Origin of the sequence: Flavobacterium sp. KACC 22763 (assembly GCF_028736155.1) — a bacterium.
Classification (GTDB): domain Bacteria; phylum Bacteroidota; class Bacteroidia; order Flavobacteriales; family Flavobacteriaceae; genus Flavobacterium.
On record NZ_CP117879.1, the window covers coordinates 4,216,709 to 4,231,600 of the forward strand.

Sequence of the window (14,892 nt, forward strand, 5' to 3'; positions counted from 1 at the left end):
AGTTATGTTTCAAGAAATAATAGCCTTTGCCATATTAGGATTTGCAGTTGCTTTTTTGATCAAAAAGTTTTTCTTAAAATCGAAAAAGAAAAAAGACTGCGGAGGCGGAACTGATTGTGGATGTTCTTGATTAAAGGAACTAAGGCGCAATGGTACATAGTTACAAAGTGAAAAGCTTCAAGTAGAATTTAAATTCTATTTGAAGCTTTTTCTTTTCTCTGCAGTTTCATTAAAATTTGATAATTTTAGCTCTTCAAATTATTAAAAAATGATACAAAAAGCCTCTTTTCTATTTTTCTTTTTATGTTTAAGTTTCAATGGATATTGTCAAAGTACAAATTCAAAACAAAACAAAATCAATTCATTCACCACTTCAGATGGAGTTCCTTTGTTTCTGAAAGTTTCAGGAAAAGGCGACGTCTGCATTTTTGTACACGGAGGTCCTGGCGCATGGAGCAAATCTTTTGAAGAATTTGGCGGAAATGTACTGGAAGATAAATTAACGATGTGCTATTTTGACCAAAGAGGATGTGGTAGGTCTGGATCTCCTACAGATAACAATTACGGTATGGATAGAATGATTGATGATATTGAAGAAATTCGAGTTCATCTTAAAACTGATAAGGCATTCATAATTGGACATTCTTTCGGAGGAATTTTAGTCACTAAATATGCTGAGAAATACCCACAACACATAAAAGGTTTAATTCTATTGAATTGTACTCTTGACATAAACGATTCACTTCTCAATCAAATCGCTTTTATGGGCAAAACTCTTGGAAAAGATTTCCCTGTAAAAAGCAAGGATTCAATACTAAATACTTTTTTTGAAGCCAAACAGGAAATTAAAAAAGCAGATTTAGATTATAAAATGCTTTCTGACAATAGAGCAAATGTCGAAAAACTAGATAGTATTGACAATAGCGAAAAAAGAAACTCTTCATTTGCACAACATGCGTTAAGTGGTACGTTATATTTTAGTGATTTTACTAAAGAAACAGCTTCCATTAAAGTTCCAACGCTTATAATTTCAGGAACAAAAGATAATAACATTGGTCCAGAACATTATCGTTTGTTTAAGTTCCCGAATCAGGAAGTTAAGATTATTAATGGCGGACATATTTTATATTACGAGCAGAATAAAGCATTTAAAAATGCTGTTGAAGAATTTGTTCTTGCCAGAAAATAACGATTAAAGAAAGCTATTTTTAAATTTAATTTCTTCAGATTTCGATTAGAAAAAAATGTCTTATTGTGATGGTTTAAAAGCTTTTAAAGGCACTGTTATCATGCTCATTAAATTTAATTTTGCATAATTAAAACTACATCATAATGACAGACTTCGAAAAAAATGAAATTGTAAGAGACAATTTAGTTAGCAGATTACTATGGTTTTCTTTTGGCTTTTTATGCGCTTTCGGAATAATGTGCCTCATAAAATTTAAATCATAAACGAGCATAAAAGTTTTTGTAACTTCCATTGATCGATTAAAAACAAAAGGTGGTTTCAGAATTTGAAACCACCTTTTGTTTTTATTGAAGAACATTCATCCAAAAAATTATTTAACCCCTTCCCATTCTGCATAAAACTGAGCAAGGAAAGTTTCCATGAAACGATGTCTTTCAGTAGCGATTTCTTTTCCTTTTTCTGTATTCATCTTGTCTCTTAAAAGTAAAAGCTTTTCGTAGAAATGGTTAATAGTTGGAGCACTGTTCTTTTTGTACTCCTCTTTTGTCATATTCGTTACAGGAGCAATTTCTGGATTGTATAAAGCTCTATTCTTAAATCCTCCGTAATTAAACGCTCTTGCAACGCCAATGGCACCAATTGCATCCAAACGATCGGCATCTTGAACAACATCCAATTCGACCGAAGAGAATTTCTTTTCGAAATTTCCGCCTTTATAAGAGATATTTTCAATGATATTGACAACATGAGCAATTATGTCCTCAGAAACATTTTCAGCTTCTAAAAACGCTCTTGCTGTTTTCGGTCCAATAGTTTCATCTCCATTGTGGAATTTACTATCGGCTATGTCATGCAATAAAGCTCCCAATTGTACAATCGTAAGATTGCATTCTGTTTCTTTTGCAATCAGCAGTGCATTTTTGTAAACACGCTCAATATGAAACCAATCATGTCCGCCCTCGGCATCATTTAGTTTTTCTTTTACAAAAGCAATGGTTTTAATAATTAATGCTGCGTCGCTCATACAGAAGTTTTTACGGTTTATAAAAAATGTTGATTGCCAAAGATTTTAAACCTTCAACAATCAACAAATATGTTTTAAAGCAACAATGTTGCTATTTTCAAATTCCAAATATTATAAATTCCAAATTTCAATCAAGAATCTGAAATCTACATTATAAAATCTAAAATTCTAAAGTCTAGCTGGTTCAACCCATTTGAAGATATGTGATTCTTGTGGAATAACAATTCTCTCTGAGATTTTAGCCATTCTTGCAGGCAATTTCATTAAATAATCACGTGCTTTCTCTGCTTCGTCTGAAAGATTGCCAATTTTATCAATCTCCCATTTGTTGATTAATTTCTGCATGATTTCAACATAGTCATTTGCAGTATAAACTCCAATACGTTGTGCTGAATCAGAAAACTGTTCGAAAGCTGTACTGATTTTTTGTCCAGATTCTCTCAAGAAGTGAGCTGGCATAACGATTTTCTGCTTCATCATGTATTGAAAAGCAAGCATCATTTCACTTGGATCAACTTGGAAAATTCTAGTAACAAATTCGCTGTATGCATGGTGGTGACGCATTTCATCACCTGCAATCATTTTACACATTTTAGACAATTTGTTATCGCCAAATTTCTTAGCTATCTGAGCTACTCTATTGTGCGAAACATAAGTTGCTAATTCCTGAAAACTAGTGTATACAAAGTTTTTGTATGGGTCAGTTCCAGTTCCAATATCAAAACCGTCGTTGATTAAATGCTGTGTTGTCATTTCGATTTCACGCATGTTTACACGACCAGACAAATACAAGTATTTATTTAAAAGATCTCCGTGACGGTTTTCTTCTCCAGTCCATTGTTTTACCCACTTAGCCCAACCGTTTCCTTGATTTCCTTCTTGCTGATCTATTCCTTCTACATCCATTAACCATGACTCATATGTAGGCAAAGCTTCTTCTGTAATGGTATCTCCAACAAGAGTAACCCAGAAATCGTACGGAAGTTCTTTAGCAATCTCGCGCAATTCTTTTACCTCTTCAAAGAAGTTTTCTCCTTGAGAATCTGGTAAGAAATCCGACGGCTGCCAAATTTTTTCCACTGGAATTAAATACTGTTCAACGAAGCTATCCACGTTTTTCTCCAAAAACTGCATTACTTCTAATCTAATGTTTTTTATAGACATTACTTATTATAGATTTGGGTTTTACATTTTAGCTCGGACTAAAACTTAAACCTGTTTATATTCATTTATTCCTTCTTTAACTGCTTTTTCAGTAATCTCCATCAGTTCTTCAAACTTGTAATCTTTAACAGCCAAAGCTTTGTGGGCTGTAAACTTCAGATGATTTCCTAAACCAACAGGAAAAAAACCAAATTTTACCATTTTCCAAGAATTATTGATACTCACGGGTACAACGTATGCAGATGGTGCATATTTGCATAAAATTTTTAAACCGCTTTGCGCAAATTCTTTTGGTACTCCTGTCTTACTTCTTGTTCCTTCTGGAAAGATTACGGCAGATCTTGTGTTTTTTTCGATATATTCAGACAAGCCTTTAATAACGGGTATTGCTTGTTTAGGGTCTTTACGGTCAATTAGGACAGATCCTCCGTATTTCAAATTATAAGAAACACTCGGAATTCCGCTGCCTAACTCCTTCTTACTTACAAATTTACAATGAAAACGTCTAAAGTACCAAATCATTGCCACGATATCGTACATACTTTGGTGATTTGCCACAAAAATAATTGGCGCACCCTTCGGAACCGTGTCTACCCCTTCAATTGTATACCTTGTTCCAACAAGATTAGTACATTTTAAAAGGCAGAAATTTAAATAATCAACACTTTTTTTATGAGCCTGGTAACCAAAAACATTTAAACAAATCCACTGAATTGGATGAAAAACAGCCAAACATAAACCAAATAATAAATAGTAAATTACCGATAGCGGATAAGAAATAATTTTTTCCATGCTTCAAAAATTAATGCGCAAAAGTAGTAAATATATTTTTAGACTTATTAAAATTGAAAACAATAACCGTTTTTCTGGTTTAATTGTACCTTTGCAACAGAATTTGCAAATTTTTTCTGAATTAAATGAACTTTACTTACCCTAAAAACGAGCGTTTAAAAAGCAAAACCACAATTGGATTACTGTTTTCTGAAGGAAAATCAGTATCCAAATATCCGCTTCGTTTAGTTTACCGTCAAGCGGAAGCAAATTCTGAAGAACAAACCAAGATTGGCGTATCGGTTTCTAAAAAATATTTCAAGAAAGCTGTAGATCGAAATTACTTCAAAAGAGTTCTGAGAGAAACCTATCGTTTGAACAAACATTTGCTTTTAGATAACTTGGATCAGCAGTATTCGATAATGCTTTTTTATCAGACGAAAGACCGTTTATCTTACGAGGAAATCAATACTAAAATGATTCAATTGTTTGAGAAATTTTCGGCCCAAATCAACAAACCTCAAGATTCTGACACAAAAACAGAAGCGTAAATTTCAAAACGTAAGATTATTATTCAAATTAGACAAAAAAATCGTAGTTTTAGCTCTAAATTGAAATTTTATGCGTCAACTTTTCTTTTTATCTTTTTTCGTTTTGATTCTTTGTGGTTGCAGCAAATCTTATGAAGCAGAAACAAGCGCAATCTCTATTGAAGCAGTAAAATTGCCTCCAAAAAAGGCAGAAGCTAGTTCTTATGATAAAGATTCTGATCCAGTAGCGGCACCTCCTGTAAAAATCAAACAAGAAATAGAACAGAAAATTATAAAGGAAGCGACTTTACGATTTGAAACCGACAATCTTGAAAACACTTTCAATCAAATTCAACTAGCTGTTGCCAATAATAAAGCTAGAATTATTAACGATTCACAGGAAAAAGATTATGGGACTATTTCTAGAAATTTAATAGTAAAAGTTCCAAGCCAAAATTTTGACCGTTTTATAAGTGGCGTTTCAAAAGGAGTTTCATATTTTGAAGTTAAAAATATATCTGCAGAAGACGTAACAGCTGAATATATCGATCTTACTTCAAGATTGAAAACGAAGAAAAAACTTGAAGAACGCTATCTTGAAATTTTAAAGAAAGCGAACAAAGTCAGTGAGATTTTAGAAATTGAACAACAAATTTCAACTATACGAGAAGAAATTGAAGCCAAAGAAGGCCAATTGAAATATCTAGAAAGCCGCGTTTCTGAAAGCACAATTACTATTTCATTTTATAAAATAATACCTGAAAAAGAAGGTGTTAAAATATCTTATGGCTCCAAGCTTTGGAACGCCGTTAAATCCGGATTCTATACTTTGTCCGATTTATTGCTTTCATTATTAAGCGCTTGGCCGTTTGTAATTTTATTTGTTGTACTTGCCTATTTTATTAGAAAAAGATTAAAAAGAAGAAAAAAAGAATAATCATGTATCCGTATTTCAAAAAGAAATTTATTATACCAGTCGCTGCGGCGGGAATGTTGTTTGTTGGAACCAGTTTTAGAGAAGATTTTTTTGAAATTGCCAAACAGATCGAAATTTTTACGACTTTGTTTAAAGCCGTAAACACCAATTATGTAGACGAAACAAATCCTGGCGATTTGATGGATAAAGCCATTAAAAGTATGTTGGGAAGTTTAGACCCGTACACGGTTTATTTTAACGAACAAGATGTTGTCAACTTTAAAATCAACAATACTGGAGAATATACTGGAATCGGTGCTCTGATTTCTAGAAAAAATGACCGTTTAGTTGTTCGTGAACCTTATAAAAATTATCCTGCGGATAAAGCTGGATTAAAAGCTGGAGACGAAATCATTCAGATTGGAGATGTTTTGATTGCCGATTTTAAGGATGATGCTTCTCAATTATTGAAAGGAACAAAAAACACGAAAATCAACATCAAATATCTTCGTCAAGGAAAACCAAATACTACGGTTCTAGTTTTGGATGAAGTAGATATCAAATCGGTTCCTTTTTACGGAAAAATTGATGAAAAAACAGGCTATATTGTTTTAGCCCATTTCAGCAGAAAAGCTTCTGCTGAAGTTAAAGATGCATTAGAAAAATTGAAAGCTGACGGTGCCAAACAAATCGTTTTGGATTTGAGAGGCAATCCTGGAGGTTTATTAAATGAAGCCATTGATATCTGTAATTTGTTTGTTCCGAAGAATGAAGTAATTGTTACGACTAAATCTAGAATTGAAAAACACAACAATACTTATAAAACGCAGAAAGAACCAGTTGATACTGAAATTCCGTTAGCGATTTTAGTGAACGGAAGAAGTGCTTCGGCTTCTGAAATTGTTTCTGGTGCTTTACAAGATTTGGATCGTGCGGTGATTTTAGGAAGCAGAAGTTTTGGAAAAGGTTTGGTTCAGCGTTCTGTTGATTTAACCTACGGAACTCAGCTGAAAGTAACAATTTCTAGATATTACACACCTTCTGGAAGATGTATTCAGGCTTTGGATTATGCGCATAAAGACAAAAATGGTGTGGCTCAGAAAACTGATGCTAAAAACTTCAATGCTTTTAAAACCAGAAAAGGCAGAACAGTTTATGATGGCGGAGGAGTTTTACCAGATATTGAATTGGAAGAAACTAAAACAAGTGCTATTGCCACTGCTTTAATTAAAAACGATGGTGTTTTTGACTATGCAACAACGTATTATTACAAAAATCCAAATTTAGGAGATAAAATTCCGACTTTGACCGATGCTGATTATACGGCTTTCAAACAATATCTGAAAACGAACAAACTCACTTTTGATACTGAAACCGAAGTGGCTTTGAAAAATACTTTAGCTGCAGCTAAAAAAGAAAAAATAGACGAGACCATTACTGCCGAATATCAGCAATTGTTGAATGCTTTAGAAAAAAGCGAAACTACTTTACTGGACAAAAACCAAAAAGAAATCAAAAACATGATTTTAGAAGAATTGATCAAAAGATATCAGTATCAGGAAGGTTTGTATCAGTATTATTTAAAAAACAATTCAGAAATTAAAAGAGCAGTTAGCGTATTAAATAACCAGACAGAATATAAGACGATTTTAAAAATGTAGTGAATGAAGATAACACTAGCCCTGACTCTTTTTTCATTTTATACAGTAACAGCACAGCAAAAACCTGTTGAAACTATTTATTTTGAGTTTGACAAGTATGATTTGACAGAAAAGCAAATCAATGTTGTTTCGAACTTTGTAAAAAGCATAGACACTAGTAAGGTAGAGTCTATACAGATTTATGGCTATTGTGATGATCGCGGAAATGATGAGTATAACTTTAGATTGTCTAACAATCGGGCCAATACGATTCAGAATCTATTGATTAATAAAGGATTCAAACAAAGTAAAATCGTTATTCTTGAAGGAAAAGGACGTGTTGTCGTAAAAACAGATACGGTAGAGAATCTATATGAGACACGTCTGCGAAATCGGCGGGTTGACTTAATTGTCGTTAAGAAAAATAGTTTCGGAAAAGGAGTTTATACTTCCTTCAAAGACAATTTAAAAGTAGGCGACAAAGTATATCTCGAGTCTATTTTATTTGATATTGGAAGCGCTAAACTTACCAGCAATTCTAAAAAAGAACTGGATAAAATTGCACTCATACTCCAAAAACACAGAAGTCTGAATTTTGAAATTAGAGGGCATGTCTGCTGCACTCCCGAAATTTACAGTGACGGAATTGATAGAGACACCAAAGAAAGAAGGCTTTCCTGGAACCGCGCCAAAACTGTTTTTCATTATTTAATATCCAAAAAAGTATCCAAAAGCCGCATGACCTATATTGGATGCGGCAATCGATATCCGTTAGGAAAAGGTGATAACTACGATCGACGAGTGGAGTTTGTGATTACTAAAATTTAGTTTTTTCTAAGCTTCTAAGATGCTGAGTTACTAAGATTCTAAGGTTTTACTTATTGTAGCTTTACTTCATTTTTAATTATTCTTTCACCATTTCTATATGCTCAATATCATCTTCTAAATACATTTCGCTGGTTTGAACAAAACCGTGGCTTTCGTAAAATTTCTTTAGATACAACTGTGCTCCAATGGTAATTTTATCTTTTCCAAAATTAGATTTAATTCCAGCTATGGCTTCACGCATTAATTCATGGCCCCATTTTCTATCTCTGTAATTGGCATCTACAGTAACTCTTCCGATCGAAGCGTTATCAAAACTAATTCCGGCATCAAATAAACGCGAATAGGCTACAATTTTACCTTCAAACTCTCCAATTAGGTGTAAAGCTTTCTTGTCTTTGCCATCAAGGTCTAAATAGACGCAGTTTTGCTCTACTACAAAGATTTCACTTCTCAGTTTGAGCAAATCGTATAACTCATGAACAGTTAATGCCTCAAAAGGCTTTATTTTCCATTTTAATTCCATTCTTGCTTATTTTTTGCCACAAAGGCACGAAAGTGCTAAGTTATATTATTTTTTAGTTGCGCTAAAGTTTCTTGTAGAAATTGCAAAAGACACAAAGTTATATCTCGCAGAAATAAACCTTTGTGCCTTTGCATCTTTGTTTCTTTAAACCTAAATAGAAAATTATTTTTTCGTCATTACGATTTCCATACTTTTATATTCAGTTCCGTTTTTTGTATCGAACATTTCCATTTTTCGAGTTTTAGCGTCCACAATAGTGTAGACTTCTCTATACTTGGTATTTTTTGCCGTTACTGGATCAGCCATTTCTCCATTAAAATCTATACTCTTGGTGCTTTCATTATACTTACCTTTACTAATCATCATTCCAGTTCCCATATTATCAATAAATGTGGAGATGTATTCTTTAGTTGCATTATTATAACCTACAGTGGCTTTACCTTCAAAGGGCTGCCCCATCATGGTACCTTTATAAGTTGCTTCTTGAAAGCGTCCGCCTAAAATCATTTTGATTTCGGCTACAGAAGTTTCCTTTTCAGGTTTTGCATTTGCATCAGACCAAAATGTCATATCGCAATTCCATGTCCCCACTTCATCAGCTAGTATTTTATGAGGATTTCCGGGCGCTGCATATTCCTGCCAAGCTTTCATCTGTGCTGCAGAATCTAATGGTGCTTCGGTAACAGGCTCTTCAGTTTTAACAGAATCTGTTGCTGCTGGAGTTGCAGCTTCTTCTTTCACTTCTTTTTTACAAGAAATAAAACACAAAGTTATTATTGCTAAGGTTGCGGTTAATTTTTTCATAACTATTTGTTTTTATGTTTGTTATGAATAAAAGTACGAAAAAATTTGTTTGTTTTATTTTGTTTCAGGTTTCATGTTTCAAGTTGATATACTTTGGCAATTCAATTGCAAAGTTCGCAAAGGACGCTAAATTGTATTGAGAAGGTGAAGTTTTCTAAGAAATGCGCACATTTAATCGTGAGATTTTGAAACCTCAAACATCAAACCTGAAACCTGAAACCTGAAACAAAACTCCTTATCGTTTGTCGATTCTCACTGTTTTTATGATCGCTTCCAGTTCTAGCATCAAATCACGTTCTTGATGTGAGGGCGAATAAGAGAATCCTTCGATAACCAAAACACGATTAAAAGTTTCATCAATAATCGCATAATTAATAAAAGGTCCAGTCATGAAATCATTCTTCAATTCCCATGTTCCTTTTGTTTCGAAGGCATTTTTATTGTCTAATGTCACTTTTGAAAAATAGGGCGCGTATGCTTCACTGGTAATCATTTGTGTGTTGGGTTCACGTCCTTGAATGTATTTGCCAATTGAGTCACGCATTTTGACAATAGCATTTACTACGTCTTTTTTCTTCTTGAAATTATAAAGCGGAATCTGGTAAATTAATAAACTCGTATTACCGCTTATGATTTCTTTTTTGAGCCAGATGAATTTCTTTTTATGCAACATGTATTCATATCCTGTAGGTATCTGAATATTGATGTGAAATTTGTTCTTTAAGATTGCTTTATTTAACAGCGATGTACTATTGTCTTCTTGAATTTTTTGAATTTCAGCATCGTGAATAATTTTTATTATTTGTGGAGCATTCAGCTCAAGACTACAAATAATATCGTCTACTGATTTTCCGTAAATACGAAAAGTATTGTGAGGTAATGCTTTACTTCGAATGATTTCGAATTTATCTGCAGGTGCTTTTTTGACTACAATAATGCTTCGGCTATCAGTAACAAAACCTTCTAGCAGTCTGGCAGGATATTGATTTATGGTAAAAAGTGGTTCTTCTTGGGTAAGTCCAAGAACTGGTGAGGCAAATTTATTTCTGATGCTATCACCCACTTCTCCATACCACAACTGATCATCGATAATGACCGAAATGGTATTGGTTTTTCCAGAGACTGTTTCTTGTTTTTCACTTTTAAAACAAGAAGTCAGGAAAAATGGAATTAATAGCAATAAAAAATGGGTTTTATTCATTTTTTAAATTTATGAAATAAAACCCAAATTTAATAAGATTTTTCTATTATCCGTTTATTTTAAGTTTCATTCCCGGTTTAATATCTTCATCTTTAATACCATTCCATTTTTTAATATCTGAAATTGTTACTCCAGGATATTTTTTAGAAATGCTATATAAAGAATCTCCTTTTTTAACGTAATAATCTTCACTAACGTTTTTAGAAGGTGCTTTTTTCTTGAATGAATCAACCGAGTTTGATGCAATTGCTGTTGAAGTTGGCTCTTCTATAACGATCGCTGCTTTAGAAATAATCAATGTTTTTCCTAAACCAATGTTATTTGAAGTTAAATTGTTAAGTTCTTTTAACTCCGCAATAGTCGTACCGAATTTCTTTGCAATGCTACCTAAATTATCTCCAGCCACCACAACATAGTCCATATCAACAGCTGTTTTCTCTTTATTTTCTGCAGATGCAATGGCTTGTTCTTTATCTACAACAGCAGTTGTTTTAACAGGAGTCTCTTCTTCTCCCTTAATTTTTAAGCTTCTACCGATTGCGACAGCATTTGTTTTTAAGTTATTCCATTTCTTAATATCCGAAATACTTACATCATACTTAGCAGCAATTGCTCCTAAATTATCTCCTTTTCTAACTTTATAAAATTCAAAGTCACCATTATCAACTGCTGCTGGTTTTACAGCTGCTGGTTTAGCTTTTGGTGCATATTTTACTGCTAGTCTAGAAGATGTAGCTCTAAACTCTTTATCATATTTTACGTATGCATAAATTTGTTCTTCGTTTGAAACGAATGTTGCTACTTTATCTTTTGGAAGTCTGATAAAATGCTGTTCTCCTTGATAGAAAGGTACAACACCCATTTTATATGAAGGATTTAAAAGCTGAATCTGAGATTGAGGCATATCTAATAAATCGGCAATCTGTTTGAAAGACATTTGATTTTTTACTGCTACAGTATCAGTTTCAAAGTTTTTAACTACAGCTCTTTCTGGATTAATTCCGTGCTCTTTGTGGTATTCAAAAAGATACATTGTTGCTAAGAAAGCTGGCACATAACCTTGAGTTTCTTTTGGAAGATAATTACGGATATCCCAGTATTTAGTTTTTCCGCCAGAACGACGAATAGCTTTGGTAACATTTCCTGGGCCTGAATTATAAGAAGCTAAAACCAGTTCCCAGTCACCAAAAATATTGTACATTTTGGTCATGTACTCAGATGCTGCGGCTGTAGCTTTAAGAGGGTCGCTTCTTTCGTCGATATAAGAATCTATTTTCAAAGCGTATTGTTTTCCGGTTCCGTACATAAATTGCCAAAGACCCGTAGCGCCCATTTTAGAAACTGCTTTAGGATTTAAAGCAGATTCTACAACGGCTAAATATTTTATTTCCAAAGGAACGTTTTGTTTGGCAAAAGCGTCCTCAAACATTGGGAAATAATATTCTGATAAAGCCATTAATCGAGAAAACGATTTTTTTCGGTTCTTAAGAAATGACTTTATTATATTTTCTAAACCTTGATTGTATTGTATCTCAAAAGGTGATTTCTGATTCATCGCAGCCAAACGCTGTTTTAGCAGTTCGGTTGGGAGTTCTTCATCAACAGTAACATCTTTGTTAATGGTTTGAATGTCTTTGGTCAGATCATCATAAATATCTAGACTTACTAACTCGTTCATCCATAGACTATCAACTTTTGAAGCTAAATGGTCTCTTTTGAATGTGCTTTTAATAGAATCTAAATATGAAAGTTTAATCTCTGGCTTCAGCTCTACATCAGTCTTTGCCGTTTCCTGTGCACAGACAGCCAACGAAAAGAAAGCAGAAACCACTAATGATAATTTTTTTACAATCATATAACATTATTTTAAAATTCTGTAATTCAAACAATTACAAGAGTTGTATTTTTGCAAATCTAAGCCCTTTATTGAAGAAAACTGTTTAAAAAAATGTTAATTGTGATTTTTTAGTCTAAAATCGCTGCGATTCCAGGTAAAATTCTTCCTTCTAACATTTCAAGCATAGCCCCGCCACCAGTGGAAACGTAGCTCATTTTATCTTCAAATCCGAACTGTTTTACTGCTGCAACAGAATCTCCACCACCAACTAATGAAAATGCTCCATTTTCTGTAGCTTCTGCGATATAATCTCCCAATGCAATTGTTCCTTTAGAGAACGTTTCCATTTCAAAAACTCCTAATGGACCATTCCAAAGAATAGTTTTTGATTCTAAGATTACTTTCTTGAAGTTCTCTAAAGATTTTGGACCTGCATCTAAACCTTGCCATCCGTCAGGAATTGCAGTTACGTCTACAACCTGAGTATTTGCATTGTTTGAGAAATCGTCTGCAGCAATAACATCAACAGGAATATGAACCTGAACGCCTTTTTCTTTTGCTAATCTCAAAATTTCAAGAGCTAGATCTAATTTGTCATCTTCACAGATAGACTCACCGATTTTTCCGCCTTGAGCTTTAACGAAAGTAAAAGTCATTCCACCTCCAATAATCATGTGATCTACTTTATCTAAGATATTTTCGATTACGGTGATTTTAGAAGAAACTTTAGAACCACCAAGAACAGCAGTTACAGGTTTTTCACTGTTTTTAAGAACTTTATTTAAACTGTCAATTTCTTTTGCCAATAATGTTCCGAAACATTTATCGTTTGGAAAAAATTGTGCAATAATTGTAGTCGATGCGTGTGCTCTGTGAGCCGTACCAAATGCATCGTTTACATAAATATCTCCAAGAGAAGCTAATTCTTTAGCGAAAGCTACATCTCCTGCTTCTTCTTCAGCATGAAAACGTAAGTTTTCTAATAAAAGAACTTCACCTGGCTTTAAATCTTTTGCTGCAGTTTGAGCTGGTTCACCAACACAGTTTTCAGCAAATTTTACTTGAACTCCTAAAATTTCAGAAGCTGTTTTTAAGATATGTTTTAGAGAATATTTCTCTTCTGCTCCTTTTGGTCTTCCTAAGTGCGACATTAAAATCACACTTCCGCCTTGTGCTAAAATAGTATCGATTGTTGGTTTTGCAGCCTCAATACGTGTCGTATCTGTCACATTAAAATTTTCATCCAATGGCACGTTGAAGTCAACACGGATAATTGCTTTTTTATTTTTAAAATCGAAATCGTTTAAAGTTTTCATCTGCTAATTTTTTTAATTTTTTGAAAGAATAACAAATATAGAACTTTTAACGAAGTCTAAATTTCAAAAAAGCATAAATAATCTATTAATAAAAACGAAAACGTTGTAAATTATGAAAACAAACAAAATAATTCTTAAAGATGATAAAAATTTTTTGTTTAATCTCGAACAGGACTTTGCGTACAAGGACAGTTACTGATAGATTGCAAGAAGTCAAATCCAATTGTGATTGAGTGCGTTCCTGAATTGTAACTTCCAAGACCATTAAACATCAATTGGTAAGAGTATGCAAAATAGAATTTAGATTTCATAAAACCAGCCATTGGTCCCATTGCTAAAGGTTTTGGGAACTGGTCGTTTAAGAAACGATATGAAACTCCAATCCAATAATAATCTTCGTAACGATTGTAACGTCTGTATTTGAAGTTAAAATCGGTTGTAGAACGCTGGTCACTTGCAAAGTATTGCAAGAAAACCGATGGTTCGTATTCTATACGTCTATTCTCTGCATCTTTAAAAGTAAATCCTGAGTATACTTGGAAGTTTGATAAAAGATCTGGTTCGTTCACTCTTTCAAGGCTAATATTCTTTTTCAATACGTTGTTGGCATTGAAACTGAAATAAAATCCTCTGTTACGATACAAAGCACTAATATCAAAGTTATTATTGGCACTGTAACGATTATCTGTAGGTGCTGGCCCACCAACAGGCGGATTTCCATTACTTCCATCATCAAAATTTCCTGTCTCAATACGGAAACTATTAAAGTTGTAAGAGATACCAAAAGATAAATACTGTTCTGTACGATAATCTAAAATCAAGTGGTGGGCAAAAGAAACTTTTGCTCCAGTTTGCCTTGTATTACCGTTGCTGTCATTATACAATGAAATACCAACTCCCGAACGATCTAAAAGACGAAAATCTGCATACAATGATTGGTTGTCTGGCGCATCTTTAATTCCGACCCACTGTGTTAAACCATTGGCTCTAATACGAAGATTATCTCCAATACCAGCATAAGCAGGAGAAAGAATAAAAGGGTTATCAGCTAAATACTGGGTAAACACTGGTAGGTTTAACTCTTGGCTGTAACTTGTTGTTACAGCCATGAGTACTAAGGATAAAATAAACTTTTTCATTGTATTAATT

General features: G+C 33.5%; 15 protein-coding genes. 6 read left to right on the top strand and 9 right to left on the bottom strand.

What is annotated here, in order from left to right; translation table 11 throughout:
- Positions 1–4 precede the first annotated feature (4 nt).
- Positions 5–130, top strand: a complete 126-nt coding sequence (locus tag PQ463_RS17720) for a FeoB-associated Cys-rich membrane protein (RefSeq protein ID WP_111425403.1) — start codon at positions 5–7, stop codon at positions 128–130.
- Between the two features lie 138 nt (positions 131–268).
- Complete coding sequence (locus PQ463_RS17725; RefSeq protein ID WP_274254814.1) at positions 269–1,189, top strand: alpha/beta fold hydrolase; 921 nt, start codon at positions 269–271, stop codon at positions 1,187–1,189.
- A 370-nt stretch (positions 1,190–1,559) separates the two neighbouring features.
- Here PQ463_RS17725 and PQ463_RS17730 read toward each other — a convergent pair whose 3' ends face one another.
- From PQ463_RS17730 to PQ463_RS17740, 3 genes are all read right to left on the bottom strand, one after another.
- Positions 1,560–2,213 carry an HD domain-containing protein gene (locus PQ463_RS17730; protein WP_274254815.1) on the bottom strand — a complete coding sequence of 218 codons (654 nt, stop codon included), beginning with the start codon at positions 2,211–2,213 and terminating at the stop codon, positions 1,560–1,562.
- 168 nt (positions 2,214–2,381) lie between these two features.
- Positions 2,382–3,377, bottom strand: coding sequence for an acyl-ACP desaturase (locus PQ463_RS17735; protein WP_111425406.1), 996 nt, complete (start codon positions 3,375–3,377; stop codon positions 2,382–2,384).
- A gap of 45 nt (positions 3,378–3,422) precedes the next feature.
- Positions 3,423–4,169: a lysophospholipid acyltransferase family protein gene (locus PQ463_RS17740; protein ID WP_111377725.1), complete on the bottom strand. Its 747-nt coding sequence runs from the start codon at positions 4,167–4,169 to the stop codon at positions 3,423–3,425.
- 125 nt (positions 4,170–4,294) lie between these two features.
- Here PQ463_RS17740 and rnpA point away from each other — a divergent pair, with 125 nt between their 5' ends.
- From rnpA to PQ463_RS17760, 4 genes are all read left to right on the top strand, one after another.
- A complete protein-coding gene (gene rnpA / locus PQ463_RS17745; RefSeq protein ID WP_274254816.1) occupies positions 4,295–4,699 on the top strand; it encodes a ribonuclease P protein component in 405 nt (134 codons plus the stop codon).
- Positions 4,700–4,769: 70 nt separating this feature from the next.
- A complete protein-coding gene (locus tag PQ463_RS17750) occupies positions 4,770–5,615 on the top strand; it encodes a DUF4349 domain-containing protein (RefSeq protein WP_274254817.1) in 846 nt (281 codons plus the stop codon).
- 2 nt (positions 5,616–5,617) lie between these two features.
- Entirely contained in the window at positions 5,618–7,255 is a 1,638-nt protein-coding gene (locus tag PQ463_RS17755) for a S41 family peptidase (RefSeq protein WP_274254818.1), read from the top strand.
- Positions 7,256–7,258: 3 nt separating this feature from the next.
- Positions 7,259–8,062: an OmpA family protein gene (locus PQ463_RS17760; RefSeq protein ID WP_274254819.1), complete on the top strand. Its 804-nt coding sequence runs from the start codon at positions 7,259–7,261 to the stop codon at positions 8,060–8,062.
- Between the two features lie 76 nt (positions 8,063–8,138).
- Here the strand turns inward: PQ463_RS17760 and PQ463_RS17765 are convergent, their stop codons facing one another.
- The 6 genes from PQ463_RS17765 to PQ463_RS17790 form a co-directional block, all read right to left on the bottom strand.
- A complete protein-coding gene (locus PQ463_RS17765) occupies positions 8,139–8,585 on the bottom strand; it encodes a GNAT family N-acetyltransferase (protein ID WP_274254820.1) in 447 nt (148 codons plus the stop codon).
- Between the two features lie 162 nt (positions 8,586–8,747).
- Complete coding sequence (locus PQ463_RS17770; protein ID WP_274254821.1) at positions 8,748–9,389, bottom strand: DUF1579 domain-containing protein; 642 nt, start codon at positions 9,387–9,389, stop codon at positions 8,748–8,750.
- A 235-nt stretch (positions 9,390–9,624) separates the two neighbouring features.
- Positions 9,625–10,590 carry a DUF4837 family protein gene (locus PQ463_RS17775; protein WP_274254822.1) on the bottom strand — a complete coding sequence of 322 codons (966 nt, stop codon included), beginning with the start codon at positions 10,588–10,590 and terminating at the stop codon, positions 9,625–9,627.
- Between the two features lie 46 nt (positions 10,591–10,636).
- Positions 10,637–12,445, bottom strand: a complete 1,809-nt coding sequence (locus PQ463_RS17780) for a LysM peptidoglycan-binding domain-containing protein (protein WP_274254823.1) — start codon at positions 12,443–12,445, stop codon at positions 10,637–10,639.
- A 110-nt stretch (positions 12,446–12,555) separates the two neighbouring features.
- On the bottom strand, positions 12,556–13,743 hold the full coding sequence (locus PQ463_RS17785; protein WP_274254824.1) for a phosphoglycerate kinase: 1,188 nt from the start codon (positions 13,741–13,743) through the stop codon (positions 12,556–12,558).
- Positions 13,744–13,901: 158 nt separating this feature from the next.
- Positions 13,902–14,882, bottom strand: a complete 981-nt coding sequence (locus tag PQ463_RS17790) for a PorP/SprF family type IX secretion system membrane protein (protein ID WP_274254825.1) — start codon at positions 14,880–14,882, stop codon at positions 13,902–13,904.
- Positions 14,883–14,892 lie beyond the last annotated feature (10 nt).

What these genes read in the sequence shown, in the direction of transcription:
- PQ463_RS17720 (WP_111425403.1), top strand. Translation starts at nt 5, where the DNA reads ATGTTTCAAGAAATAATAGCCTTTGCCATATTAGGATTTGCAGTTGCT.
- PQ463_RS17725 (WP_274254814.1), top strand. Translation starts at nt 269, where the DNA reads ATGATACAAAAAGCCTCTTTTCTATTTTTCTTTTTATGTTTAAGTTTC.
- PQ463_RS17730 (WP_274254815.1), bottom strand. Translation starts at nt 2,213, where the DNA reads ATGAGCGACGCAGCATTAATTATTAAAACCATTGCTTTTGTAAAAGAA.
- PQ463_RS17735 (WP_111425406.1), bottom strand. Translation starts at nt 3,377, where the DNA reads ATGTCTATAAAAAACATTAGATTAGAAGTAATGCAGTTTTTGGAGAAA.
- PQ463_RS17740 (WP_111377725.1), bottom strand. Translation starts at nt 4,169, where the DNA reads ATGGAAAAAATTATTTCTTATCCGCTATCGGTAATTTACTATTTATTA.
- rnpA (WP_274254816.1), top strand. Translation starts at nt 4,295, where the DNA reads ATGAACTTTACTTACCCTAAAAACGAGCGTTTAAAAAGCAAAACCACA.
- PQ463_RS17750 (WP_274254817.1), top strand. Translation starts at nt 4,770, where the DNA reads ATGCGTCAACTTTTCTTTTTATCTTTTTTCGTTTTGATTCTTTGTGGT.
- PQ463_RS17755 (WP_274254818.1), top strand. Translation starts at nt 5,618, where the DNA reads ATGTATCCGTATTTCAAAAAGAAATTTATTATACCAGTCGCTGCGGCG.
- PQ463_RS17760 (WP_274254819.1), top strand. Translation starts at nt 7,259, where the DNA reads ATGAAGATAACACTAGCCCTGACTCTTTTTTCATTTTATACAGTAACA.
- PQ463_RS17765 (WP_274254820.1), bottom strand. Translation starts at nt 8,585, where the DNA reads ATGGAATTAAAATGGAAAATAAAGCCTTTTGAGGCATTAACTGTTCAT.
- PQ463_RS17770 (WP_274254821.1), bottom strand. Translation starts at nt 9,389, where the DNA reads ATGAAAAAATTAACCGCAACCTTAGCAATAATAACTTTGTGTTTTATT.
- PQ463_RS17775 (WP_274254822.1), bottom strand. Translation starts at nt 10,590, where the DNA reads ATGAATAAAACCCATTTTTTATTGCTATTAATTCCATTTTTCCTGACT.
- PQ463_RS17780 (WP_274254823.1), bottom strand. Translation starts at nt 12,445, where the DNA reads ATGATTGTAAAAAAATTATCATTAGTGGTTTCTGCTTTCTTTTCGTTG.
- PQ463_RS17785 (WP_274254824.1), bottom strand. Translation starts at nt 13,743, where the DNA reads ATGAAAACTTTAAACGATTTCGATTTTAAAAATAAAAAAGCAATTATC.
- PQ463_RS17790 (WP_274254825.1), bottom strand. Translation starts at nt 14,882, where the DNA reads ATGAAAAAGTTTATTTTATCCTTAGTACTCATGGCTGTAACAACAAGT.